Consider the following 24370-nt stretch of genomic DNA (forward strand, 5'->3'; position numbering starts at 1 on the left):
ACCGTTCGGCAGCAGGTCACGGGCCGATGAGAACTACGTGGTGGGGCGGTCCTCCGGGACCGCCCCTCACGCTTGTCCGGGGTCGGCTCAGCGTGGGGCGCGCTGGCACTTCGGGCAGGAGAAGGACGACCTGTTCATGAAGGCCTCGCGGATGATCGCGGTGCCGCAGCGCCCGCACGGCCGGTCCTGCTGGCCGTAGGCCGCGAGCGAGCGGTCGAAGTAGCCGGACTGCCCGTTGACGTTGACGTAGAGCGCGTCGAACGAGGTCCCGCCCGCGACCAGCGCCTCCCGCATCACCTCGGTGGCCGCTTCCAGCAACTCCACGGCCTTCGGCCTGCTCAGCCCGTTGGCCGCGCGGGACCAGTGCAGCTTGGTCCGCCACAGCGCCTCGTCGGCGTAGATGTTGCCGATCCCGGAGACCACCGTTTGGTCCAGCAGCGCGCGCTTCACCTCGGTGCGGCGCGCGCGCAGCGCGGCCACTCCCAGGGCGAGGTCGAACTCGGGGTCCAGCGGATCGCGGCCGATGTGCGCGATCGGCACCGGCAGCCCGGCGACGACGTCGGTCAGCGCGAGGCCGCCGAAGGTGCGCTGGTCCACGAAGCGCAGCTCGGGGCCGTCGTCGGCGAAGCGCACGCGCACCCGCAGGTGCTTCTCGTCCGGGGTGCCCACGGGCTGGACCAGCATCTGGCCGCTCATCCCGAGGTGCGACACGATCGCCTCGGCGGCACCGTCCAGCTCGATCCAGAGGTACTTGCCCCGGCGGCACGCGGCGTCGAAGCGCCTGCCGCTGAGCCGGGTGGCGAAGTCGACCGGACCGGGCACGTGCCTGCGCACCGCACGAGGGTGCAGCACCTCGACCTCGGCGACTGTCCGCCCGGCGACGTGCCGTTGCAAACCGGCACGCACGACCTCGACCTCGGGAAGTTCTGGCACGCCCATCCTCCTCCACGATCAGGAGGCGGCGTCGTCCGCCTCACCCTCGGCGGCGAGCCGGACCTGTTCGGAGAGCACGCGCCAGGCGGCCTCAGCGGCCTTCTGCTCGGCTTCCTTCTTCGTGCGGCCGTCGCCGGTGCCCTGCGGGTTGCCACCGACGATGACGGTGGCGGTGAACTCCTTGCGGTGGTCCGGCCCCTCCTCGGACACCCGGTACTCCGGGACACCGAGCCCGGCGGCCGCGGTGAGCTCCTGGAGGCTGGTCTTCCAGTCCAGGCCGGCACCGCGCCGGGGCGCCTCCTCGAGCAGTCCGTCGAAGAGGCGGTGCACGAGGACGTGCGAGGTCTCGATGCCGTGCTCGAGGTACACCGCGCCGATCACCGCTTCCAGGCCGTCGGCCAGGATGCTCGGCTTGTCCCTGCCGCCGGTGAGCTCCTCGCCCTTGCCCAGCAGCAGGTGCGCGCCGAGCCCACCCGGACCGAGGGTGCGCGCCACTCCGGCCAGCGCGTGCATGTTGACCACGCTGGCGCGCAGCTTGGCGAGCTGCCCCTCGGGAAGGTCCGGGTGCGCCCGGTACAGGTGATCGGTGATCACCACGCTGAGCACCGAGTCACCGAGGAACTCCAGCCTCTCGTTCGGCGGAAGACCGCCGTTCTCGTAGGCGTAGGACCGGTGCGTCAGTGCCAACGTGAGCAGCTCGATGCCGAGTCCGACACCGAGTGCTTCGAGCAGCGGAGCGCGATCAGGCGCGGGACCCCGCGACGGTCTGCTCCCCACGATCTAGTCTCCCCGTCTGGTTCAGGCGGGGGTGACGACCTGGCGGCCGTCGTACTGACCACACTGCGGGCAGGCCACGTGCATCAGCTTGGGGGCGCGGCAGGCGCGGTTGGAACAGGTCGCCAGGTTCGGGGCGCTGGCCTTCCACTGGGAGCGGCGCGAGCGGGTGTTGGACCGCGACATCCTGCGCTTGGGGACGGCCACGACTAGTTCTCCTCTGAGTTGTTTCCAGCCTCGCCGAACCGCCCTTGCAACGCGGCCCAGCGAGGGTCAATCTTCTCATGCCCGTGGTTCGGGCCGAGATCGGCCAGCTTCTCCCCGCACTCCACGCACAGACCCGGGCAGTCCGGGTCGCACAGCGGAGCGGCGGGCAGGGTCAGCACGATGGTGTCGCGGGCGACCGGCTCCAGGTCGAGCAGGTCGTCGACGAGCCTGCTGACCTCGTCCTCGTCGGTGCTGGCCTCGGTGGCGCTGTCCGGATAGGCGAACAGCTCGGTGACCCGGACCTCGACCTCACCGCTGAGCGGGTCGAGGCAGCGGGAGCACTCCCCCACCGTCGGCCCGGAGACGGTACCGGTGACCAGGACGCCCTCGACCACGGACTCCAGCAGCACGTCGAACTCGACCTCGGCGCCCTTGGGGATACCGAGGACCTCGACCATGCCGAAGTCGCTGGTGGCCTCGAAGGTCCGCTGGTAACCACGGCTGCTGCCGGGCCGCCGTCCCAGGTCCCGGGTGTCGATGATCCAGGGGCCGGTCGGCGTACGGTGCGTGGTCTTGCTGCGCTCAGACATGTGTGTGGTGTGTGCGGCCGTGGTCGGTTGGCGGCCAACTCGGCAAGGGTACGGGACGCCACCTCGGAGAACGAAATCCGTTCCCCTCGCCGACCGGCTCAGTACGCGCCGCGGGGGCGGGCGGAGCGAGGACCGACCGGTTCCTCGTCCTGGTAGTCGAAGACGGTGTCGTGGCTGTGGCTCGGACCGCCGCGACCGCGCAGCTGGGCACGGCCCTTGCCGACCGTGCGCAGGGTGCGGCCGAGCAGGTCCTCGAACTCGCCGAGCTTGCTGTCCACGTAGGCGTCGCACTCCGAGCGCAGCCGCCCGGCTTCCTGGTTCGCGGCGTCGACCACCCGGGCCGACTCGCCGTGCGCGGCGCGCACCACCTCGGTCTGGTCGACCATGCGCGCCTGCTCGGCGCGGCCCTCGTCGACGGAGCGCTCGTAGGAGGCGCGGCCGGCCTGGATCATCCGCTCCGCCTCGGACTCCGCCCTGCCGACGGCGTCCTCGTACTCGTGCCGGGCCGCCGCGGCGATCCGCTCGGCCTCGGCCTCGGCGTCGGCGACCATGCGCTCGGACCGCGCCCTGGCCTCGGCGAGCAGACGGTCGGCCTCCTCGCGGGCCTCGGTGACCGTCTGCTCCGCCTCGGCGCGGGAACTGCTGATGCTGTGCTCTGCCTGCTGCGCGGCCTTGTTGACGACCTCGTCGCGGTGGTCGAGCACGTCCTGGGCGTCGTCGAGCTCGCCCGGGATCGCGTCCCGGATCTCGTCGAGCAGTTCCAGGACGTCACCTCGCGGCACCACGCACCCGGAGGTCATGGGAACGCCGCGCGCCTCCTCGACGATCGTGACGAGCTCGTCGAGCGCCTCGAAGACCCGGTACACGTGCCACCCCTCGCCCCGCAGTCGACTGTCCAGGTTCCAGTCTGCCGTGTCGGTGCGTTGGACGGCGGGATCTCACCACGCGTGTCAGGCAGTGATTCAGGCGTTGACGTTGACGAGCACGAAGCTCTTGTAGTGATCGGCGGTGTAGAAGAACTCCGACGCGGAGCCGGTCACGATCCGCTTGGCACCGCGGTGGCCGATGCCGGGCGTCTTGACGGTGAACTCCTTGTAGTAGTCGGCGGCGCACTTCGGCAGCAGGTTCTCGCGGTTGCCGAAGGTGGTCCCGTCCTGCGGGTACGGGTACGGACCGCCCTTCTTGATGAGGTTGACCGTGTCGGTCGCCTCGCGGGGCAGCTCCGAGAGGTTCTTCTTGGTGTAGGAGGCGGTGTCACCACAGGCCGGTTGGGCCGCGGCGCTGAGCGCTGAGGGGGCGGCGGAAGCGACGGCCGGGATCAGGGCACCCACTGCCACCAGGACGGCCGCGAGCAGGGTCTGCGCAACGCGTGCTGTGATCGGCTTCATGGTTCGGGAACGTAACTACGGCGCATGATCGTCCACAGGCGTTGATATGAACTTTCGAAGGCGGGAGAACGACGTGCAGACGGAAGTAGGGACTTTTCGCCGGGCGGTTTCAACCGACGTGGACGCGATCGTGGGCATGCTCGCCGACGATTCCCTCGGTGCCACGCGGGAGAACCCCGGCGACCCGGTCTACCAGCGCGCGTTCGCCGCGATCGACGCCGATCCGAACCAGCTCCTGGCGGTGGCGGAGAAAGCGGGCGAGGTGATCGCGACGATGCAGCTGAGCTTCATTCCCGGCCTGTCCCGCAAGGGAATTTCCCGCTGTCAGATCGAGGCCGTTCGGGTGCGGGTCGACCAGCGGGGTTCGGGTCTCGGCGAAGCGATGATCCGCTGGGCGATCGAGCGCGCGCGGGAACGGGAGTGCGCTCTGGTGCAGCTGACCACCGACGCGACGCGGGACGGCGCGCGCCGGTTCTACGAACGGCTCGGCTTCGCGCCGAGCCACGTCGGCATGAAGCTCGCGCTCTAGCGGGTCTCGGCCAAGCGGTCGGCGAGGCGCTGGTCGACCGCGGGCGGCAGCAGGTGCGAGACGTCGCCGCCGTAGGTGGCCACGTCCTTGACCAGCGAGCTGGACAGGAAGCTGTAGACCGGGTTGGTGGCGATGAACATCGTGTCGATGCCGGAGAGGCGCTGGTTCATCTGCGCCATCTGCAGCTCGTACTCGAAGTCGCTGACCGCGCGCAGGCCCTTGACGATCGCCTGGACCTCGTTGGCCTTGCAGTAGTCCACCAGCAGGCCGTACCAGGAGTCGATGCGCACGTTGGGCAGGTGCGGCGTGACGTCGCGGAGCATCTCCATGCGCTCCTCGACGGTGAACAGGCTGCGCTTGCTCTTGTTGATCATCACAGCGACGACGACCTCGTCGAACAGACCGGCCGCCCGCTCGATGATGTCCAAGTGCCCGTTGGTCACTGGGTCATAGGAGCCGGGGTAAACGGCACGCCTCATGGGCGGGACCGTAACAGCATTCAGGTATGGCGCCACAGCTCGGTCGCGGCGAGTGGGAAGTGTCACCCGGCATCACCGGCCGAACGGAGCACCGGTGCCGGTGGGAGTATTGCCAGGTGACGCGAATCGTTGCCGGGACCGCTGGCGGACGCCGGCTCGCGGTGCCGCCCAAGGGGACACGACCGACCTCGGACCGGGTGCGGGAAGCGCTCTTCAGCGCGCTCGAAACCCTGGTGGAGCTGGACGGCGCGCGGGTGCTCGACATCTACGCGGGTTCGGGCGCGCTCGGTTTCGAGTCCCTGTCCCGTGGAGCGGTGGCCGCGACCTTCGTGGAGTCCGACCGGCGCGCGGGCGAAGTGCTCCGCCGCAACGCCGCCGACCTCGCACTGCCGGGCGCCGACGTGCGGACCGGCTCGGCCGACACGGTGCTGTCGACGGGTGCTGTCCGTCCGTACGACGTCGTCTTCGCCGACCCGCCCTACGACCTGAGCAACGAGGCGCTGCACCGCACGCTCACCGTGCTCGTCGAGTCGGGGTGGACCGAGCCCGGCACCGTCGTCGTGGTGGAGCGCGCCGTGCGGACCGGCGACCCCGCGTGGCCCTCGCCGCTGGTCCCCCTGCGCACGCGCCGCTACGGCGACACCGCCCTCCACTGGGCCGAACACGCCTGACCCCGCTCGCCGCCAATGCCGCGTTTGTTCCGTTGAACGGACTGAACGAGTCATTCAGGTGGTTGGGCGGGCTGAACGAGTCATTCAGGTGGTTGAACGCACTCAATGACTCATTCAGTCCGTTGAGCGCGGTAGGGGTGTCCACTGTGGAGGGTGGTGGGCGTTGTTGCGAGGGATGGGCAGTTGCACTGTCGTCGCAACGGGTTTCGCGACGTATGTTGCGGCTGTGGGCGTGTTCGGGAATCGAACCTACCGGCGGCTGTTCGTCGCCCAGGTGGTCGCGCTCGTGGGGTCGGGGTTGGCGACGGTGGCGCTCGGGCTGCTGGCGCACCGGCTCGCCGGAGGTGAGGCGGGGCTGGTCCTCGGCGTCGCGCTGGCGATCAAGATGGTGGCCTACGTGTTCTTCGCCCCACTGGCCACGGCGCTCGCGGAACGGCTGCCGCGGCGGGGGTTCCTGGTGGCGATGGACGTGGTGCGCGCGGCGGTCGCGCTGGCCCTGCCGTTCGTCACCGAGGTCTGGCAGGTGTACGCGCTGATCGTTGTGCTGCAAGCGGCCTCGGCGTCGTTCACGCCGACGTTCCAGGCGACGATCCCCACGGTGCTCCCCGACGAGGACGACTACACGCGCGCGCTGTCGTTGTCGCGCTTGGCATATGAGCTGGAGAGCCTGTTGAGCCCGGTGCTGGCCGCCGCGTTGCTCACGGTGGTCGGGGCGGGCCAGCTCTTCGTGGGGACGGCGGTCGGCTTCGCGGCGTCGGCCCTGCTCGTGCTGAGCGTGGTGCTGCCCAAGCCGGTCGAGTCCGCGGACAGATCCATTGGCGGGATGCGCGTGTACCTGGCCACACCCCGCCTGCGAGCGCTGGTCGGGCTCAACCTCGCGGCCGCGGCGGCCGGATCGATGGTGCTGGTGAACACCGTCGTGGTGGTGCGCGAGAACTTCGGGCTGAGCGATTCGGCCGTGGCGTTGGCGCTCGGCGCGTACGGCGCGGGCTCGATCGTGGCGGCGGTGTCGCTGCCTCGCGTGCTGACGAGGATCGGCGAGCGCCACGTGATGCTCGGCGGGGCGGGCGTGCTGGTGTTCGTGCTTGCGGTGAGCGCGTTCCTGCCGCTGTCGTGGGCTGGAGTTCTCCTCGCGTGGGCCGCCTTGGGGCTGGCGGGCGCGGCGGTGCAGACACCGATCGGTCGGCTGGTGCGGCGCTCGGCGGAGCCGGGTGGCTGGCCGAGGTTGTTCGCCGCGCAGTTCACGGTGTCGCACGGCGGTTGGCTGGTGACCTACCTGCTCGCGGGGCTGCTCGGCGCATGGGCGGGAATGCCGATCACGTTGCTGCTGCTGGCAATGATCGCCGCGGGCGGAGTGCTGTTCGCCGCACGCGTGTGGCCCGCGCACGATCCGTCCACTGTGGAGCACGTGCACGACAACCTGGACCCCGACGACCCGCACCTGCTGGGCGCGGTGGCGCACGGAGGCGGTTGGGTGCACGCGCACGAGTTCGCGATCGACCGCGTGCACCCGCGCTGGCCTACTTGAGCACCTCGCCCAACGCCTCCAACAGCGGCACGAGCTTGGCCAGCTCGGCGTCGTCGGAGGTGACGCACTCGGTGATCGCGGCGCCCACGACCGTCCACTGAGGACTCAACCGCCGGACCTGATCAGCCAGCTCGCCGACGCTCAACCCGCCGGGCTCCGGGTAGGTCATGCCGTTGAACTCATCGGGCGACAACACGTCGAGGTCGATGTGCAGGTAGACCTCGTGGTTGCGCGGAGCCACTTCCCCGCACTCGGCCAGACGCACCTGCTTGTCCTCACCGATCAACGGCCGTTCACCGTCGTCGATGCTGCGCGCGCCAACGAGGACGACTTCGCGCTCCCCCATCGCAGAGCGCAGGACCATGCCGTGGAAAGCGCCGGACGGCGAGGACTCCGGGGTGTTGAGGTCGGCGTGCGCGTCGAACCAGAGCACCGCCACGTCGTCGCCGAGGCGTCGCACGGGCACCAGGTCGACGGAGCAGTCCCCGCCGATCGTCAGCACCGGACCCTCCGCTTCGGACTGTGCGGACAGTGCGGCGCGCTGGGCCTCCTGGTGCTCCAGCAGCACGTCGAGGTTGGCGATGCCGCCGATCGTCGGCGAGGTGTCGGCGCTGACAGGAACCTCGGTCACCTCGGCGCCGAGCACCCGCCCGGCAAGACGGGCGAGCGCGCGGCAGCCGGACGGCAGGCCGGAGCGGGCTTCGACCAGGGCTCCCTGGAACTGGGGTACCGAGTGGATGCGCATCGCCGGAGTATGCGTGTGCGCGGTGTCCGCGCACACGCACATTTCGGCGCGCTCAGGTCAGTTCGATGATCAGGTCGCCGCCCTCGACCTGCTGGACCTTGCCGATGGCCAGCCGCTTGACCTGGCCCGCCTTCGGCGCGGTGATCGCGGCCTCCATCTTCATGGCCTCGATCGTGGCCACCGTCTGACCGGCCTCGACCTCCTCGCCCTCGGCCACCGCGAGGGTGACCACACCGGCGAACGGCGCGGGCACGTGGTCGGGGTTGGCGCGGTCGGCCTTCTCGGCGGCCGGGATGTCAGCGGCCACCGAGCGGTCGCGGACGGAGATCGGCCGCAGCTGCCCGTTGAGCGTGGCCATCACCGTGCGCATGCCGCGGTCGTCGGCCTCACCGATGGCTTCGAGCCCGATGAGCAGCCGAACGCCCTGCTCCAGGTCGACCGAGTACTCCTCGCCGGGGCGCAGACCGTAGAAGAAGTCCTTGCTGCGCAGCACACTGGTGTCGCCGTACGCCTCGCGGTGCGCGGTGAACTCCTTGGCGGGCGCGGGGAACAGCAGCCGGTTGAGCGTCTTGCGGCGGTCGGTCTCCAGGCCGCGGCGGTCGTCGTCGGTCAGCTCGACCATCTTGCGCTGGGCACCGCGCCCCGCGAGGGCGCGGCTGCGGAAGGGCTCCGGCCAGCCGCCGGGCGGGTTGCCCAGCTCGCCGTGCAGGAAGCCGACCACCGAGTCCGGGATGTCGAAGCTGCCCGGGTTCGCCTCGAAGTCGCCGGGCTCGACGCCCGCGCCGACCATGTGCAGCGCCAGGTCCCCGACCACCTTGGACGACGGGGTCACCTTCACCAGGCGCCCGAGCATGCGGTCGGCCGCGGCGTAGGTGGACTCGATCTCCTCGAACCGGTCGCCGAGGCCGAGCGCGATCGCCTGCTGGCGCAGGTTGGACAGCTGCCCGCCGGGGATCTCGTGGTGGTAGACGCGGCCGGTCGGCGAAGCCAGGCCCGACTCGAACGGCGCGTAGATCCGGCGCACCGCCTCCCAATACGGCTCAAGGTCGCAGACGGCCTGGAGGTCGAGGCCGGTGGCGCGCTCGGTGTGGTCGGTCGCGGCGACGATCGCCGACAGCGACGGCTGCGAGGTGGTGCCCGCCATGGAGGCCGTCGCACCGTCCACCGCGTCCACGCCCGCCTGGATCGCGGCGAGGTAGGTGGCCAGCTGGCCGCCCGCGGTGTCGTGGGTGTGCAGGTGCACCGGCAGGTCGAACTCCGAGCGCAGCGCCTTGACCAGGGTCGCGGCGGCCGGTGGGCGGAGCAGTCCGGCCATGTCCTTGATCGCGAGGACATGCGCGCCCGCGCGGACGATCTGCTCGGCGAGGCGCAGGTAGTAGTCGAGGGTGTAGAGCTGCTCGCCCGGGTCGGAGAGGTCGGCGGTGTAGCAGAGCGCCACCTCGGCGACGGCCGATCCGGTGTCGCGCACGGCCTCGATGGCCGGGCGCATCTGCTCGACGTCGTTGAGCGCGTCGAAGATCCGGAAGATGTCGATGCCGGTCGCGGTGGCCTCTTCGACGAAGCCGCGCGTCACCGCTTCCGGGTACGGCGTGTAGCCCACGGTGTTGCGACCGCGCAGCAGCATCTGGAGGCAGATGTTGGGCACGGCCTCGCGCAGCGCGGCCAGGCGCTCCCACGGGTCCTCGGCGAGGAAGCGCAGCGCCACGTCGTAGGTCGCGCCGCCCCAGCACTCCAGCGACAGCAGCTCCGGCGTGGAGCGCGCCACGTGCGGCGCCACGGCCAGCAGGTCCTTGGTGCGCACGCGCGTGGCCAGCAGCGACTGGTGCGCGTCGCGGAAGGTGGTGTCGGTGACGCCGACCGCCGGGGCCGAGCGCAGCCACGCGGCGAAGCCTTCGGGGCCGAGCTCGACGAGCTTGTGCCGCGAGCCCGACGGCGGGACGTCCAACAGGTTGACCGCGGGCAGCTTCTGCACCGGGTCCACAGTGGACGGACGGGAGCCGTTGGGCTTGTTCACCGTCACGTCGGCGAGGTAGGTCAGCAGCCTGGTGCCGCGGTCGGCGGAGTGCCGCGCGGTCAGCAGGTGCGGGCGCTGCTCGATGAACGCGGTGGTGACCTTGCCGTCCAGGAACTCGTTGTCGTCGAGCACCGCCTGGATGAACGGGATGTTCGTGGAGACACCGCGGATGCGGAACTCGGCGATCGCGCGACGGGCGCGGCGGACGGCTCCGGCGAAGTCACGGCCGCGACAGGTCAGCTTCACCAGCATCGAGTCGAAGTGCGCGCTGATGCCGGCGCCCGCGTGCGCGGTGCCGCCGTCGAGCCGGATGCCCGCGCCGCCCGGCGAGCGGTAGGCGGTGATGCGCCCGGTGTCCGGGCGGAAGCCGTTGGCCGGGTCCTCGGTGGTGATGCGGCACTGCAACGCGGCTCCGCGCAGGCGGACGTTGTCCTGCGTCAGCTCCAGCTCGGGCAGCGTCGCACCGGCGGCGATCCGCATCTGCGACTGCACCAGGTCGACGTCGGTGACCTCCTCGGTCACCGTGTGCTCGACCTGGATGCGCGGGTTCATCTCGATGAAGACGTGGTTGCCCTGGCGGTCGACGAGGAACTCCACCGTGCCCGCGTTGACGTAGCCGATGTGCTTGGCGAAGGACACCGCGTCCGCGCAGATCCGGTCGCGCAGCTTCGGGTCGAGGTTGGGCGCCGGGGCGATCTCGATGACCTTCTGGTGGCGCCGCTGCACCGAGCAGTCGCGCTCGAAGAGGTGGATCACGTTGCCCTTGGCGTCGGCCAGGATCTGCACCTCGATGTGCCGGGGCTCGACGACCGCCTGCTCCAGGAAGACCGTGGCGTCACCGAAGGCGGACTCGGCCTCGCGCATCGCGGCTTCCAGTGCCTCGCGCAGCGCGCCCGGCTCCTCGACGCGGCGCATACCGCGCCCGCCACCACCGGCGACGGCCTTGACGAAGACCGGGAAGCGGATGTTCTCCGCCGCGGCCAGCAGCGCGTCCACGTCAGCGGAGGGCGCGGAGGACTCCAGCACCGGAAGGCCCGCTTCGCGCGCGGCGGCGATGGCCCGGGCCTTGTTGCCGGTCAGCTCCAGCACCTCGGCGCTGGGGCCGACGAAGGTGATGCCCGCGTCCTTGCAGGACTGGGACAGCTCCGGGTTCTCCGACAGGAAGCCGTACCCGGGGTAGATCGCGTCGGCGCCCGCCTTGCGCGCCGCCTTGATCACCTCGGCGACGGAGAGGTACGCGCGGACGGGGTGGCCGGGGTCGCCGATCTCGTAGGACTCGTCCGCCTTGAGCCGGTGCAGCGAGTTCCGGTCCTCGTGCGGGAACACCGCGACCGTTCCCGCGCCCAGTTCGTAGGCTGCGCGGAACGCCCGGATGGCGATCTCTCCTCGGTTGGCGACGAGGACCTTCGCGAACATGCCGGCTCCTCACGGATCGTGCCTCGGGGTCGGTCGTGGCACCGTATCGTCGTCTCCCGCTGTACGGGAGGGTCGTCCCAGGTGACGGACCCCATCCTGATCGATTCCCCAGTCATTCGCGACTGCCAGGCGGCTGTGCTTCCGGTCACTGGTTTCGCCGCCCACGCGCGCGGCTACCCCCTTCTGCGGTCCTACTCGCGGGAGATGAGATGCGATTCGCGCTGGCTCTGTCGGTAAGCCTGGTCCTCGGACTGGTCGGAATCCCGGCTCAGGCGGGTTATCCGCTCTACGCCGCCGCGACCAGTCCCGCCGTCGCCACCGGCAAGGACGGCCTGCTGGAGGTGTTCGCGCCCGCCCCACCCAACGCCGCGCTGCACCACCGACGGCAGCTGCCCGGTGGCGAGTGGGGTCCGTGGGAGCCGTTCGGCGAGCCGACCGAGGGCGCTCCGACCGTGGTTCGCGCCGCGTCGGGGCTGCTGGAGGTGTTCGCGCTCGACCGCAGGGACAGCAGGGCCGGCGAGCACATCCGCCACCGCGCTCAGCGCGACGACGGCTCGTGGGGCCCGTGGGAGGACTTCGGCGCCGCGGCCTCCGCTCCGGTGGTCGCCGAGGGTGGCACTGACCTGTTCGCGGTGGCCACGGGCGGGTCGAAGCTGCTGCACCGAGCGCGCTCCGGCTCCGGCTGGGGTCCGTGGGAGGACTTCGGCGAAGGCTCCGGGCTGCCCGCCGTCGCGCGGGGTGGCGACGGTCAGCTGCGGGTGTTCACCACCGTTTCCGGTCAGCTTCTCGGGCGGACGCAGACGTCGTCGGGGTGGAGTCAGTGGACCCCGCTCGGCGGGCCGACCGACGCGCACTCCCCCGTCGCCGCGTCGACGCCCAGCGGTGTCGTCGTGTTCGTGACCGCCGATCAGCGCGTGCACGAACTGCGCGACGGTTGGGCGGAGTTCTCCGAGCCCGTGACCGGACGGCCCTCCGTCGGGCGCAACGCCGACGGTCGGCTGGAGGTGTTCGTGGTCGGCCGGGACGCCAGCAGCCTCCAGCACCGCAAGGAAACCGCGAGCGGTTGGGGCCCGTGGGAGACCTTCGCCGGCGCCAGCGCCGTGTGCTCGCCCACCGTCACGTCCACTGTGGACGGACGACTGGGCTTGTTCACCCTGGCCCCGGCCGGTGAGTCGATCACCTTCCGCGCGCAGACCGCGCCCGGCGGGACGTGGGGCCCGGCCCAGGTGCTCGGCGGCCCCGCCAGCCCTCGCTGCGAGTAGTCAGCGGAGCTGGTTGACCGCCGAGCGCAGCCACGGCTCGGCGAAGGCGGGTTCGGCGGCGATGGCTCTGACCAGGCGGTCGCGGTTGGTTCGACCGGCTTCGGCGACCGCGACGGCCTCCGCGAGGGCTTGCCGGGTCCGCTGGCCGTGGTCGGGGGCCGCCACACTCGGGTCGGCCCACGACCATCGCGCGAACGAGCGCGTCAGTTTTGTCTGACGGTCAGCGAAGTAGCTGTAGACACCGGCTTCCAGTGAGACGTTTCCGATCGCGCTCGCCGGGATTTCCTCGGCCCATTCAGCGTGCTGCTGCCAGCGAAAGGTGTTCGGGCTCGTCCTCTTCCGGCAGGTGAGGCCGAGAAAGCGGAGTTTGCGCCTGATGACGTCCCAGGTCTCGCGCTCGTCGGAGATCCAGCGACGCAGTTCCTCGTACAGGCGCTCGTACGTTCCACCACTGCTCACGATATCCACGAACACCGCTGGCCGCCCTCCGCGAGCGAGGCGATGCGGTGTCAGCCCCAAGGCCGCCATGTTGGTGCGCAGACGTTCCGTCTCCCGCTGGTCGAGGAACCCCATCCAGGCATTGATCGCGCTCAGTGACACCGGCTACTGGTGCAGTCGTCGCGCCCAGTCCGTGCCCGCGAGCGCTCCGCTGAGAAAGTCGAAAACGCTGTCCGCCGAGCGGCCGACGAAGTAGATCTCCCCGTTCGCGCTGCGCGCCAGCACCTTCGCCGCGCAGTCGATCAGCTCGTCCAGGAACCACAGGTCCGGCGGCTCCGTTCCGTCCAGTAACGTGCCGAGCTGGTCCGGGCGCACCAGATCCCACCGGAAGGGTCGGTTCGCATCGCACCACAGCGCCCCACCTCGACGCCTGCCGTTTTCGAGCGAGACAAGAACGTGACCAGCTTACCTTTGAAGCTCATTGACAATCTCACTTACCACCTTCTTCAGTGTCCACGACCGACCACAAGCACCGACCAAAGGTGAAACATGAGAATCGCCCCCGTCATCGCAGCAACCGCCTTGGCGCTCACAACACTGGCACCGACAGCCTTCGCGAACTCACAGGCTACGACGGCCTATTCACCCTGCGGCTACTTCGAAGAGGGCGACAGCGCCTGGTACAACCACTGCACGAGCAGCGGCAGCTGGATCAAGATCGTCGTGGACTACAGGACCGAAGATGGACAGGTGCTGTGCGTCGGGCCGGGCGAGACCTTCCTCGGCGCGGTCTCGAGAATCCAGAACGCTTGGGCCATCGGCCTGACCTGCTAATTTCCGGCGCAGCGGAGGCTTAGGCTTTCTACAAGGAACTCCGCGTGTTCCTCATGGATGAAGTCGGAGACCATTCCGGCGAGCCCGGGGTGACTCACCAGCTCGGATCGGCCGTCACGACCTCGTCGGCGGCCACCCGAGCGCCTCGATCACGTCCTCATGCCCGGCTGGTCCGGGCGCACCACAACGGTCCCCCCTGGCTCCTACCCCTTCAGCCGCGACACAAGTTTGTCACTGAAGCGCATTGACAATCGCGCTCACCGCCGTCTGTCATTGTCCACGACAGACCACGAATGCCGACGCGGAGCGACGTACTCCGCCCTGGCGACAGTTCTCGGTCGACCGCCTCCGCTGATCTTGCAACGCCCCCCGAACGCAAGGAGCGCGATATGAGACTCGTCCCCGTCATTGCAGCAATTGCTTTAGCACTCACGACACTGGCACCGGCAGCCGCCGCGAACCCGCAAGCGACCACGGCTGGCCACCCGTGCGGCTTCTACCCGGAAACCGGCCGCGCTTGGTACAATCACTGCACGAACGACAACAGCTGGATCTGGGTTCGCCTGGACTACATCACCGGCGCGGACGTGGTGCAGTGCGTCGGCCCAGGCCGGACTCCCCTCGGCAGTCTCTCGGACATCCAGAACGCCTGGTACGACCACAAACTGTGCTGATTTCCGACACAGCGGAGGATCAGGACTTCTCCTGGAAATCCGCATACTCCTAGTGAATGAGGTCGGACACCATTCCGGCGAGCCCGGGGTACACCGGCCGGGCGTGCTGCCCCGGAGACAGCGAGTCAGGTCTTCTCCAGGAACTCCGCGTGCTCCTCGTGGATGAGATCGGAGACCATTCCGGCGAGCCCGGGGTGGCTCAGCAGCTCGGGATCGGCCGTCACGACGTCGTCGGCGGCCACCCGGGCAGCCTCGATCACGTCCTCGTCCTGCAGCAGTGACAGCATCTTCAGCGCCGACCGCGTGCCCGACTGCGCCGACCCGAGGATGTCGCCCTCACGGCGCAGCTCCAGGTCGAGGCGGGCCAGCTCGAAACCGTCGGTGGTCGCCGCGACGGCTTCCAGGCGCTGTCGGGTCGAGGTGTTCGCCGGGATCTCGCTGACCAGCAGGCACAGCCCGGCCGCGCTGCCCCGGCCGACGCGTCCGCGCAGCTGGTGCAGCTGGCTCACGCCGAACCGGTCCGCGTCCATGATCACCATCACCGTGGCGTTGGGCACGTTCACGCCGACCTCGACGACGGTGGTCGCGACCAGCACGTCCAGCTCGCCGTCGCCGAAGGCCCGCATCACGGCGTCCTTCTCGTCGGTGGGCAGCTTTCCGTGCAGCGCACCGATCCTGAGCCCGCGCAGCGGTCCTCGTGCCAGCCCGGGCGCCACGTCCATCACCGCGACCGGCGGGCGGCGGTCGCTCTCGCCGCCCTTGGGCTCCTTCGGCTCCTTGGAGTCCTTGGCGCTCTTGGACTTCTTCTTCGGCGGCGCCTCGTCCTCCTCGCCCTCGACCTCGCCGATGCGCGGGCAGACGACGTACGCCTGGTGGCCCTTGGCGACCTCCTCGCGAATGCGCTGCCACACGCGGTCCAGCCACGCGGGCTTCTCCGCGACCGGCACGACGGAGGTGGAGATCGGCGAGCGCCCCTTCGGCAGCTCGCGCAGTGCGGCCACCTTCAGATCGCCGTAGACGGTCATCGCCACGGTGCGCGGGATCGGGGTCGCGGTCATCACGAGGATGTGCGGGCTGCCGCCGCCCGCCGCGCGCGTGCGCAACGCGTCGCGCTGCTCGACGCCGAAGCGGTGCTGCTCGTCGACGACCACCAGGCCGAGGTCGGCGAAGCTCACGCGGTCCTGGATCAGCGCGTGCGTGCCGATCACGATCCCGGCGGCTCCGGACGCCGCGTCCAGCAGCGCCTGCTTGCGCTCCTTGGCGCCCATGGCCCCGGTCAGCAGCGTGATCCTGGTCGCGACCTCCGGTGCGCCCAGCTCTCCGTCCCGCGCGAGCTCGCCCAGCATCTCGCGCAGCGACCGCGCGTGCTGCCCGGCGAGGACCTCGGTCGGCGCCAGCATCGCGGCTTGGCGGCCCGCGTCGACGGCCTGGAGCATCGCGCGCAGCGCCACCAGCGTCTTGCCGGAGCCGACCTCGCCCTGCAACAGCAGGTTCATCGGGTGGTCGGTGGACATGTCGGCCGAGATCAGCTCGCCGACCTCGCGCTGCCCGTCGGTCAGCGTGAACGGCAGCACCTCGTCGAAGGCCGCCGCGACGCCGCCGTCCTTGAGCGGGCAGACCGGGGCGGGGCGACTGATCGCGGAGTGCCTGCGCTGGGCGAAGACCAGTTGCAGCGCAAGGGCTTCGTCCCACTTCAACCGGTTCCGGGCGAGGGTGACCTCGGCCCAGCTGTTGGGCTGGTGGATGCGGCGCAGGGCCTCCGAGAGCCCGGACAGCTCCGCCTCGGCCAGCATCTCCTCCGGCACCGGGTCGGCCACGCCGTCCCACTGGTCCAGGATCTGCCGCACACAGTTCGCGATGGTCCAGGTCTGCAGTTCCTTGGTCGCCGGGTAGATCGGGATCAGCCCGCTGGCGAACTCCTGCAGCGCCGCCCCGTCCTCCTCGTCGCCGACCAGCTTGTAGTCGGGATGGGTCAGCTGGAGCTTGTCCTTGTACCGCGAGACCTTGCCGGAGAACATGCCCGTGGTGCCCGGCAGGAGCTTGGTCTGGAGGTACTTCTGCTTGAAGAACGTGAGGCTCAGCTGCGCACGGCCGTCGGTGATGATCGCCTCGGTGATCGTGCCGGGCCTGCTCGCCATGTTCCTGGTCGTGCACGAGCGGACCTCGGCCATGATCGACACGTGCTCGCCGAGCTCCAGGTCGGCGATGCGCGTCAGCTCACCCCGCTCGGCGTAGCGCCGCGGGTAGTGCCGCAGCAGGTCGCCGACGGTGATCAGTCCGAGCGCGGACTCCAGCGCGTTGCCGGACTTCGCGCCCAGCAACCGGTCCAGTTTGTCGTCCCAGGAAACCATCGACACCATTCAACCGCGTCCCTCTGACAGTCCCTACTCCACGCCCAGCAGCAGCACCGCGTCGGGCTGCCCTCCGGGGTAGGCGGCCAGCTCGACCTCGGGCCTGGTGTGCCGGAGGTGTTCGGCCAGCGCCTCGGCCACGCCGTCCGGGGCTCCCGCGCCCAGCACGGCGGTCACCAGCTCACCGCCCGCCGCGAGCATCCGGTCGGCCAAGCGGCAGGCGGCGGCGGTCACGGCGGAGGCGGGTTCGATCAGCACGACCTCCCCGTCCACCATGCCGAGCACGTCGCCGGGCTGGCAGCGGCCGACCCACGTCAACGCCTCGCGCTGGGCGATCAGCAGCTCTCCGCGCCGCGTCGCCGCCGCGGCCTCTGCCATCGCCACGACGTCATCGCCCGCCCTGCGCGCCGGATCGTGCACGGCCAGCGCGGCGAGCCCTTGCACCGCTGAGGCCGTAGGAACCGCGACGACGTCCTGTCCTGCTTGTGTCGCTTGTGCGCACGCCTCGTCCACTACGACGTTGAAGTGCGTCGAGTTGGGTAGTAGCACCACGTGCGCGGCACGGCTGCCACTAACGGCCGCGAGGAGGTCCGCGGTGTCCAACGGCTGCGCGGGCGGCACTGTCACCACTACGGCACCTTCGCCGCGGAAGAGCTCCGCGATGCCTTCTCCGTCCACAATGGCCACTACCGCGCGCTCGCGCACGAAGCGCTTCGGCGTCGCCTCGATCTGATCGGCGAAGCGCACCACCGTGATCCGATGCGGGCGGCCCGCCTCCACACCGGCTTCCATCGCCGCGCCGACGTCGTTGCAGTGCACGTGCACCGTCCACAACCCCGCGCCGTCTGGTGTGCCGTCCGACACAACGGACACGCAGTCCCCCAGTGCGGCCAGCTCCGCGCGCAGAGTGCTGGTGCGGCGGTCGTCACTGCTGTCGAGCAGGTACATGACCTCGTACTCGAACTCCGAGGAGCCGCCCTCGCGTTCCGCGTGCAGGTCTTCGGCCAGGCGCGCCACGCGATGCGGAATGGCGGGGCGCTCCACGCGGTCACCCGTGACGACCTCGGCCAGCGCGTCCAGCAGCAGCACGAGGCCACGCCCACCTGCGTCCACCACGCCCGCCTTGGCGAGCGCGGAGAGCTGCCTGGGGGTCTCCGCGAGCGCGTCGGCCGCTGCCTTCGAGAGCGTCATCACGACCTCGGCCAAGTCGTCACCGTCGCACTCGCGCACTGCGCCCGCCGCGGCGTGCAGCACCGTCAGGATCGTGCCGGGGGCAGGATCAGCCACTGCGGCCGTTGCCAGCGCGTCCGCCCTGATCAGGGCTCTCTTGATGCCCTCGCCGCCCGCGGTCTCCGCGCCCGCCCACTCCTCGGCCAGCCCGCGCAGCACCTGCGACAGGATCACGCCGGAGTTGCCCCGCGCCCCCGCGAGCGCCCCCCTGGCCAGCGCGGCGACGGCAGCACCCGCGTCCATCACATCGGCCCTGACCAGCGCTTCGAGCGCAGCGCGCATCGTGTGCAGCAGGTTCGTCCCGGTATCGCCGTCCGCGACCGGGTAGACGTTGATCCGGTCGATCTCCTCGCGACTCGCCTCCAGGGCGTCCACGCAGGTCACGGCCCATCGGCGCACCGCAGCGGCGTCCAGCACTCCCAGCACCCGCACCATCCCCGCGTCAGCCAGTCGAAACGTGGTCGGCGATCACCAGCACCGGAGCGTACCGACGGGGGCGGTTTGGATGCTCGGACCGACTCGGGATAACCTGTGCGGGCTGTCCAACTCTTTGGGCAAGCGTCTTGAGACTCAACACCTGGGTCTTGACGTTCTCATCGCATGACAATGGTTGAAGGAGCGCCCGACATGGCTGCCGTGTGCGACGTCTGCAACAAGGGGCCGGGCTTCGGCATGTCGGTCTCGCACTCCCACCGGAGGACGAACCGCAGGTGGAACCCGAACATCCAGACCGTGCGCGCGAAGATCGGTATCTCGCAGCGCAAGCGGCTCAACGTGTGCACCTCGTGCCTGAAGGCCGGCAAGGTCGTTCGCGGCTGACGCACCCCTGAACTGCTCCAACGGCCCGGGTCGGACTCAGTCCACCCGGGCCGTTCGGCGTGTCGCGACGCGGTGGGTGAGCACCGCTGCCACCAGAGCGAGGACTCCGCCGCCGACCAGGGTCCACCTCGGTCCGAGCGCGGCGACCACCCCGGCGCCGGCCACCGTGCCGAGCAGGTTGGCCGTGGTCATGACCGCGCTCACGGCCGCGAAGACCCGCCCGCGCAGCTCGTCGGGAGACCTCAGCGCGGTGAGCGCCTGGACGCTGAGGCTCTGGAAACCGTTGGCGGCACCGATGACCGCCCACATCAGGCACGCCACCACGACGTGCGGCAGGGCGCCCGCCACGACGAGCGCGGAGCCCAGCAGCCCGCCGCCCGCGCCGAGCATCCGCAGCAGAGCCCGTTCTCCGGTCAACCGCGCGGCAATCCGGTTGGCCAGCAGCTTTCCCGCGCCCCAGCACGCGGTCAGCACGCCGAGAACCACTCCCCCGGCCAGGAGAACGTCCGTGGCGTAGAAGACCTGGACGACGTTCACGAGCACCGCGGCCAACAGCACGACCGCGCCGCCCGAAGTGACGGCGACGAGCACCGCGTCGGCGCGGAGGTGACGCAGGCCAGCCGCGGCGGCTCCGCGCTCCCGCCGCTGGGGGCTCAGCCGTGGATCTCGTTCGGCGCGGACGAACATCAGCAGCACCGCTTGGAAGAACAGGGTCGCGACGTCGACGAGCAGCGCAACCGTGGGCCCGGCCTCGGTGATCAGCACTCCGCCGAGCGCGGAGCCGAGCAGCATCCCGATCGTCGACGCGGTCCCCCACGCCGCGTAGCCCCTGGTCTCGTTGCCCACACCGGTGATCTTGGGCAGCAACGCGTTCGCAGCGGGCTTGGTCACCGCGGTGCCGAAGCCGTAGCAGAACGCGATGAGCACCGAGAGCGGCACGTTGCCGAGCGCGGGGATCAGCGCGGCCACGGCGGCTGCCTGGACCAGCTGCGCTCCGATCAGCAGCTTGCGGTTGGGCAGCCGGTCCACCAGCAGACCGACGACGGGCGCGCCGAAGGCCACCGGCACCAGCTCCGCCGCGAGCACGAGGGCGACCGCGAAGGGCCCGTGCTCGGAGAGCGAGAGCAGCAGGGTGAGCGTGGTCAGCCAGGTCCCGAGGACCGACACGCCGACCCCGCTCACCACCAGCAGCAGATCGCGCCTGCTGCTGGACGCTAAGGGAGCTTCCACTCGACCGGAGCGGCGCCCTGGTCTTCGAGGAGCTTGTTGGCCCTGCTGAAGGGGCGCGAGCCGAAGAAGCCGTTGCTCGCCGACATCGGGCTCGGGTGCGCGGACTCGACGCACGGCACGTTCGGCATGGTGGGAGCGAGGTTGCGCGCGTCGCGGCCCCACAGGATCGCCACCATCGGCTTGTCGCGCTCGGCGAGCGCCTTGATGGCCTGCTCGGTGATCTCCTCCCAGCCCTTGCCCCGGTGCGCGGCGGGCTTGCGCGGCTCCACGGTCAGCGCCCTGTTGAGCAGCAGCACGCCCTGGTCCACCCACGGCGACAGGTCACCGCTGGTCGGCAGCGGCAGGCCGAGGTCCTGCTGGTACTCCTTGAAGATGTTGATCAAGCTGGCCGGTGGGCGCACGCCGGGGGCGACGGAGAAGCTGAGCCCGACCGCGTGCCCCGGCGTGGGGTAGGGGTCCTGGCCGACGATGAGCACCCGCACCTCGTCGAAGGGCTGTTGGAACGCCCGCAGCACGTTCTCCCCCGACGGCAGGTACTCTCGCCCCGCGGTGATCTCCGCGCGCAGGAACTCGCCCATCGCGGTGATGCGGTCCTCGACCGGTGCGAGGGCCTTCGCCCAACCGGCATCCATGATCTCGTTCAACGGTCGTCCAGCCACGGGCGGTGACGATAGCGGGCCGCGTTCACCCGAGTTCCGCCGCTACCGCCTCGACCATCGCGGTCCGCAGCGCGAGGTCGTCGCGAACCCCCGGCTGGTGCTCCATGTGGTAGAACCGCCCGCCGATCCTCCTGGTGTACCTGGCCTGCGGATTCTTCGTGGCACCAACGGAAGGCCAGTTCCCGCCGTCGAACACCTCGGCGCGAACACCGACCGCGCGCATGCGTTCCGCGACGCGGTGGAGCCGTTCGTGCGGTCTCGCACTGCCGTTGCTGAGCACGACGTCGGGATAGCCGTCCTCGACGAAACCGTGGTACTGCAACACATCCGTGCTCGCGGTGCTCAACCGCTCGTGCACGGCCTGGAAGAGGCTGCGCGGATTGCGCGCCATGTCCGACGGTGGCTCCCAACCCTCGCGTGGCCGTCCGTTCGCGTAGCGGTGCGTTCCCGCGACGAGCAGCACTGAAGCTTCGCAGCGGTGGAGAGCCTCCACGCCGAAATCAGGCGTGTACCTGTCGTGGCGTGGATGAGGCACTTCGACGACCACGTTGCGATACGCCCCCGCGCGGAGGTAGTAGGTGCCCCAGCAACGCTTATAAGCAGCCGTTTCGCGCACCACTAGGAAATCTCCGTGCACGGGGTCGCGAAGCTCCAGGAGTTGGTAGTCGACGCGTGCGAGCAGGGCGACGGCCTCGTCCAACCGACCCGCGCGGACGGCGACGATCCCCTCCGCGGCCAGCGCGACCTCGGCGGGTCGACCGACGACGAACCGGTCGCTGCCCTCCACCGGCAGCTTGTCGTTCTCTTCGAGGACGGCCTCGAGCAGCGACTGGTGGATCAGTCCAACCTCCGGAGCTTGGTGCGGTACTCGTCGATGTTGGCCACGTACATGGCGACCGGGAGGTCCACGTGGTCCTCGGCGACCTCGAAGCCCTCCCTGACGCGCGCGGGGACCCCGAGCGCCATGCGGCGGCTGGGCACCTGCCCGCCGAAGGACACCACCGCGCCCGCCCCGACGACGGCGCCCGCGCCGACCTCCGCGCCGTTGAGCACGACGGAGCCGGAGCCGATCAGGCAGCGGTCACCGATGATCGCGCCCTCGATGTGCACGTTGTGGCCGACGACGCACTCCACGCCGATCAGGACCGGGTGGATCGGCGTGCAGTGCACCACGGTGCCGTCCTGCACGCTCGTGCGCTCACCGACCTCGATCCGCCCGTAGTCGCCGCGCAGCACCGCCTGCGGCCACACCGACGCGTGCGCGCGGAGCACGACGTTGCCGATCACCGTGGCCTCGGGGTGCACGTAGGCATCGGGGTGGATGTCCGGTACGAGCTCGCCGAGAGCGTAAATGGCCATGTCGCACAGTATCCGGGCGCTCAGTGTCAGACCCCCTGTCTACCGTCGGGTCCGTGCTGACGAACTGGGTTCACCAGCGATGACGACGTCAGCACGGTCCACCCACGCGCAGGAGGCGGTGAAACACGTGTTGGCACGACTCCAGGAGGGACCGGTCCGCCCGGGGGTGTGGCTGGGCGCCGTGCTGGCTCGGCTCGGCGCGCTGCCGGGGCGGCTGCTCGGCTACGCGCGCGGCCGGCTGGCCACGCCGCACGGGTTCGCCCGCGCCGTGGTGCGGCGGGCTCCGGTGCTCGTCCCCGGTGAGACCTGGGCGGACCAGGCGATCGCCGAGGTCGCCGCACTGCCGCCGGAGCACGCGCGCCACTGGGAGGACCTGCTGCGGCACGCGCTCGCGCTGGTGGCCTCGCGTCCCGCGCGGACGTGGCGCACGCGGGCGCGGGAGCTGCTGGACGCGCTCGGCGCCGACGAGGTGACCGCCAGGACCGACCACTGGCTCAGCACCTTCGCTACCGCGCCACCCGGTTCCGCCGACGGGCGCACGGAGCACAACGACAGCGCGCTGCGCGGTCTGCTGTGGCTGCGGGCGGTCGCCGACGAACGGGCGGCGGACCCGCGTCTGCTCGGCGCGGTGGTCGAGAGCGCGCTCGGCGGGCGCCCGCGCCGGGCGCGGGTGGCGAGCGCCGCGGTGCAGGTTCTCTCCACTGTGGACGGTGAACCCGCGCTGGCCGAGATCGCGCGGTTGGCGAACCGGGTCAGCCACAAGCCGACGCTGCGGATGCTGGACAGGGTGCTCGCGGTGAAGGCGGACGTGCTGGGCGTCAGCAGGGGCGAGATCGACGAGATCGCGGTCCCCCGCTTCGACTTCACCGCGATGGGCAGCGGCGGCCGCTCGATCGGTGACGCACAGGTGGAGCTGACCGTGGAACCGTCTGGTGTGCGCATGCGGTGGCGCGACCACGACGGCATGGCGACCAAGTCCGTTCCCGCGTCCGTGCGCGCTGAGCACGCGGACGAACTCCGCGAGCTGCGCGTGTTCGTCAAGGACGTCGACACGACGCTCACCGAGCAGAAGACGCGGTTGGAGCGACTGTTCGCGGAGCACCGCGTCTGGCACTTCGAGCAGTGGCGGGAGCGGTACCTCGACCACCCGCTCGTCGGCACGATCGCGCGCAGGCTGATCTGGATCGTCGGTGTGCACGCGTGCGTGTACTACGAGGGCGGTCTGCGCGGACTGGACGGGCAACCGGTGCCCGTGCGCCCCAAGGACGACGTCGCGCTGTGGCACCCGATCGACCACGAAGCCGACGAAGTCCTCGAATGGCGCGCGCTGCTCGCCGAACAACGCATCGTGCAGCCGTTCAAGCAGGCGCACCGCGAGGTCTACGAACTCTCCGAGACGGAGCGGCAGACGGAGCTGTTCTCCCCGCGCTTCACCGCGCACATCCTTGAACAGCAGCGGTTCCACGCCATCGCCACGACACGGGGCTGGCTGAACCAACCACGGTCCACAATGGACGTGGACTGCCTGCCGACCGTGCGCGAGCTGCCGGAGTGGGGGCTGCGCGCCGAACTGTGGGTGGAAGGCATCGGTGACGCCTTCGACGTCGAGCCGAGGGAGTCCGAGGGCTACCAGTACGTCGACACCGAGCACGTCCGCTTCTACCCGCTGTACGCGCCGGAGAACACCGCCAGCGCGGCGGGAGCGGACTACGCGCCGTGGGACGACGTCACCGACGACATCTCCGAACCGCTCCCGCTCGACCACATCCCGCCGCGCGTGTTCAGCGAGGTCATGCGCGATGTCGAACTGTTCGTCGAGAGCGCGAGCATCGGCGCCGATCCCGTGTGGCAGGACGACGGCGTCGACAGCTCCTACCGCGGGTACTGGGACGCCTACGGATTCGGCGAGCTGTCCACCGCGGCGGTGGCACGGCGCGAGATCGTGCGACGCGTCCTCCCCCGCCTCCCGGTCGCGCGGCGGTGCACCGTCACGGAACGCTTCCTCGAAGTGCGCGGGGACCTGCGTCGCTACCGAATCCACTTCGGCTCGGGCAACGTGGCGGTGGCGCCGGACGACCGCTACCTCTGCGTGCTCCCCAAGCAGGTCAAGGGAATCGACCACGACGTGTGGCTGCCGTTCGAGGGTGACGCGGTGCTGCGGCTGATCCTCGGCAAGGCACTGCTGCTGGCGGACGACTCCACGATCACGGACCCGGCCATCGCGGAGCCGCCGCGGTGAC

At 70.4% G+C, this 24370-nt stretch carries 25 protein-coding genes; 8 read left to right on the top strand and 17 right to left on the bottom strand.

Going from position 1 to position 24370, the window contains the following annotated elements; translation table 11 throughout:
- Positions 1-87 precede the first annotated feature (87 nt).
- The 6 genes from mutM to CCN37_RS25365 all read right to left on the bottom strand — a co-directional run bounded on the left by mutM (position 88) and on the right by CCN37_RS25365 (position 3892).
- A complete protein-coding gene (mutM, locus tag CCN37_RS25340) occupies positions 88-933 on the bottom strand; it encodes a bifunctional DNA-formamidopyrimidine glycosylase/DNA-(apurinic or apyrimidinic site) lyase (RefSeq protein ID WP_086825508.1) in 846 nt (281 codons plus the stop codon).
- A gap of 18 nt (positions 934-951) precedes the next feature.
- Entirely contained in the window at positions 952-1710 is a 759-nt protein-coding gene (gene rnc / locus CCN37_RS25345; RefSeq protein ID WP_086825418.1) for a ribonuclease III, read from the bottom strand.
- 21 nt (positions 1711-1731) lie between these two features.
- On the bottom strand, positions 1732-1914 hold the full coding sequence (rpmF, locus tag CCN37_RS25350; protein WP_086825420.1) for a 50S ribosomal protein L32: 183 nt from the start codon (positions 1912-1914) through the stop codon (positions 1732-1734).
- A gap of 2 nt (positions 1915-1916) precedes the next feature.
- Positions 1917-2504, bottom strand: a complete 588-nt coding sequence (locus CCN37_RS25355; RefSeq protein WP_086825422.1) for a DUF177 domain-containing protein — start codon at positions 2502-2504, stop codon at positions 1917-1919.
- A 98-nt stretch (positions 2505-2602) separates the two neighbouring features.
- On the bottom strand, positions 2603-3370 hold the full coding sequence (locus CCN37_RS25360; RefSeq protein ID WP_086825424.1) for an ATP synthase F0 subunit B: 768 nt from the start codon (positions 3368-3370) through the stop codon (positions 2603-2605).
- A gap of 96 nt (positions 3371-3466) precedes the next feature.
- Complete coding sequence (locus tag CCN37_RS25365) at positions 3467-3892, bottom strand: ribonuclease domain-containing protein (RefSeq protein ID WP_086825425.1); 426 nt, start codon at positions 3890-3892, stop codon at positions 3467-3469.
- 46 nt (positions 3893-3938) lie between these two features.
- Here CCN37_RS25365 and CCN37_RS25370 point away from each other — a divergent pair, with 46 nt between their 5' ends.
- Positions 3939-4421: a GNAT family N-acetyltransferase gene (locus CCN37_RS25370; RefSeq protein ID WP_086825427.1), complete on the top strand. Its 483-nt coding sequence runs from the start codon at positions 3939-3941 to the stop codon at positions 4419-4421.
- Here CCN37_RS25370 and coaD read toward each other — a convergent pair.
- On the bottom strand, positions 4418-4900 hold the full coding sequence (gene coaD / locus CCN37_RS25375; RefSeq protein ID WP_086825429.1) for a pantetheine-phosphate adenylyltransferase: 483 nt from the start codon (positions 4898-4900) through the stop codon (positions 4418-4420). The two genes, CCN37_RS25370 and coaD, sit on opposite strands and share 4 nt — an antisense overlap.
- A gap of 116 nt (positions 4901-5016) precedes the next feature.
- Between coaD and rsmD the strand changes: the two genes are divergently transcribed.
- Entirely contained in the window at positions 5017-5571 is a 555-nt protein-coding gene (gene rsmD, locus CCN37_RS25380) for a 16S rRNA (guanine(966)-N(2))-methyltransferase RsmD (protein ID WP_086825431.1), read from the top strand.
- Positions 5572-5746: 175 nt separating this feature from the next.
- Positions 5747-7099: an MFS transporter gene (locus CCN37_RS25385; RefSeq protein ID WP_086825434.1), complete on the top strand. Its 1353-nt coding sequence runs from the start codon at positions 5747-5749 to the stop codon at positions 7097-7099.
- Here the strand turns inward: CCN37_RS25385 and CCN37_RS25390 are convergent.
- Complete coding sequence (locus CCN37_RS25390) at positions 7092-7844, bottom strand: arginase family protein (RefSeq protein WP_086825436.1); 753 nt, start codon at positions 7842-7844, stop codon at positions 7092-7094. The genes CCN37_RS25385 and CCN37_RS25390 overlap by 8 nt on opposite strands.
- Before the next feature lie 52 nt (positions 7845-7896).
- The gene (locus CCN37_RS25395; RefSeq protein WP_086825438.1) at positions 7897-11274 is read right to left on the bottom strand and encodes a pyruvate carboxylase; all 3378 of its coding nucleotides are present in this window, start codon (positions 11272-11274) and stop codon (positions 7897-7899) included.
- Between the two features lie 209 nt (positions 11275-11483).
- Between CCN37_RS25395 and CCN37_RS25400 the strand changes: the two genes are divergently transcribed.
- Complete coding sequence (locus CCN37_RS25400; protein WP_086825441.1) at positions 11484-12536, top strand: hypothetical protein; 1053 nt, start codon at positions 11484-11486, stop codon at positions 12534-12536.
- Here the strand turns inward: CCN37_RS25400 and CCN37_RS41075 are convergent, their stop codons facing one another.
- Both CCN37_RS41075 and CCN37_RS41645 read right to left on the bottom strand, forming a co-directional pair.
- Complete coding sequence (locus CCN37_RS41075; RefSeq protein WP_246843289.1) at positions 12537-13136, bottom strand: hypothetical protein; 600 nt, start codon at positions 13134-13136, stop codon at positions 12537-12539.
- Positions 13137-13139: 3 nt separating this feature from the next.
- Positions 13140-13349: a hypothetical protein gene (locus CCN37_RS41645; RefSeq protein ID WP_086825443.1), complete on the bottom strand. Its 210-nt coding sequence runs from the start codon at positions 13347-13349 to the stop codon at positions 13140-13142.
- Positions 13350-13523: 174 nt separating this feature from the next.
- On the opposite strand from CCN37_RS41645, the gene CCN37_RS25415 reads away from it, so the two are divergent.
- Together CCN37_RS25415 and CCN37_RS39185 are read left to right on the top strand one after the other, a co-directional pair.
- The gene (locus tag CCN37_RS25415) at positions 13524-13808 is read left to right on the top strand and encodes a DUF6355 family natural product biosynthesis protein (protein WP_086825445.1); all 285 of its coding nucleotides are present in this window, start codon (positions 13524-13526) and stop codon (positions 13806-13808) included.
- 389 nt (positions 13809-14197) lie between these two features.
- On the top strand, positions 14198-14482 hold the full coding sequence (locus tag CCN37_RS39185) for a DUF6355 family natural product biosynthesis protein (protein ID WP_143261799.1): 285 nt from the start codon (positions 14198-14200) through the stop codon (positions 14480-14482).
- Positions 14483-14607: 125 nt separating this feature from the next.
- Here the strand turns inward: CCN37_RS39185 and recG are convergent, their stop codons facing one another.
- Positions 14608-16833: an ATP-dependent DNA helicase RecG gene (gene recG, locus CCN37_RS25420; protein ID WP_086825513.1), complete on the bottom strand. Its 2226-nt coding sequence runs from the start codon at positions 16831-16833 to the stop codon at positions 14608-14610.
- A gap of 33 nt (positions 16834-16866) precedes the next feature.
- Positions 16867-18498 (bottom strand): DAK2 domain-containing protein, encoded by a 1632-nt coding sequence (locus CCN37_RS25425; RefSeq protein ID WP_168200850.1) that lies wholly within the window; start codon positions 18496-18498, stop codon positions 16867-16869.
- A 192-nt stretch (positions 18499-18690) separates the two neighbouring features.
- Between CCN37_RS25425 and rpmB the strand changes: the two genes are divergently transcribed.
- A complete protein-coding gene (rpmB, locus tag CCN37_RS25430; protein ID WP_086825447.1) occupies positions 18691-18882 on the top strand; it encodes a 50S ribosomal protein L28 in 192 nt (63 codons plus the stop codon).
- Between the two features lie 36 nt (positions 18883-18918).
- On the opposite strand, the gene CCN37_RS25435 is transcribed toward rpmB, so the two are convergent.
- The 4 genes from CCN37_RS25435 to CCN37_RS25450 are packed head-to-tail and all read right to left on the bottom strand — an operon-like array spanning position 18919 to position 22130.
- Positions 18919-20112 carry an MFS transporter gene (locus CCN37_RS25435; RefSeq protein ID WP_086825450.1) on the bottom strand — a complete coding sequence of 398 codons (1194 nt, stop codon included), beginning with the start codon at positions 20110-20112 and terminating at the stop codon, positions 18919-18921.
- Positions 20097-20771 (bottom strand): uracil-DNA glycosylase, encoded by a 675-nt coding sequence (locus tag CCN37_RS25440; RefSeq protein ID WP_086825452.1) that lies wholly within the window; start codon positions 20769-20771, stop codon positions 20097-20099. Before CCN37_RS25440 ends, CCN37_RS25435 begins: the two co-directional genes overlap by 16 nt.
- A 25-nt stretch (positions 20772-20796) precedes the next feature.
- Positions 20797-21558, bottom strand: a complete 762-nt coding sequence (locus CCN37_RS25445; RefSeq protein WP_086825454.1) for a hypothetical protein — start codon at positions 21556-21558, stop codon at positions 20797-20799.
- A gap of 50 nt (positions 21559-21608) precedes the next feature.
- Positions 21609-22130: a gamma carbonic anhydrase family protein gene (locus tag CCN37_RS25450; RefSeq protein WP_086825456.1), complete on the bottom strand. Its 522-nt coding sequence runs from the start codon at positions 22128-22130 to the stop codon at positions 21609-21611.
- Between the two features lie 127 nt (positions 22131-22257).
- Between CCN37_RS25450 and CCN37_RS25455 the strand changes: the two genes are divergently transcribed.
- A complete protein-coding gene (locus CCN37_RS25455; RefSeq protein ID WP_143261800.1) occupies positions 22258-24369 on the top strand; it encodes a DUF4132 domain-containing protein in 2112 nt (703 codons plus the stop codon).
- Position 24370: the final 1 nt, after the last annotated feature.

The organism is Allokutzneria sp. NRRL B-24872 (genome assembly GCF_002155965.1).
Lineage (GTDB): Bacteria > Actinomycetota > Actinomycetes > Mycobacteriales > Pseudonocardiaceae > Allokutzneria.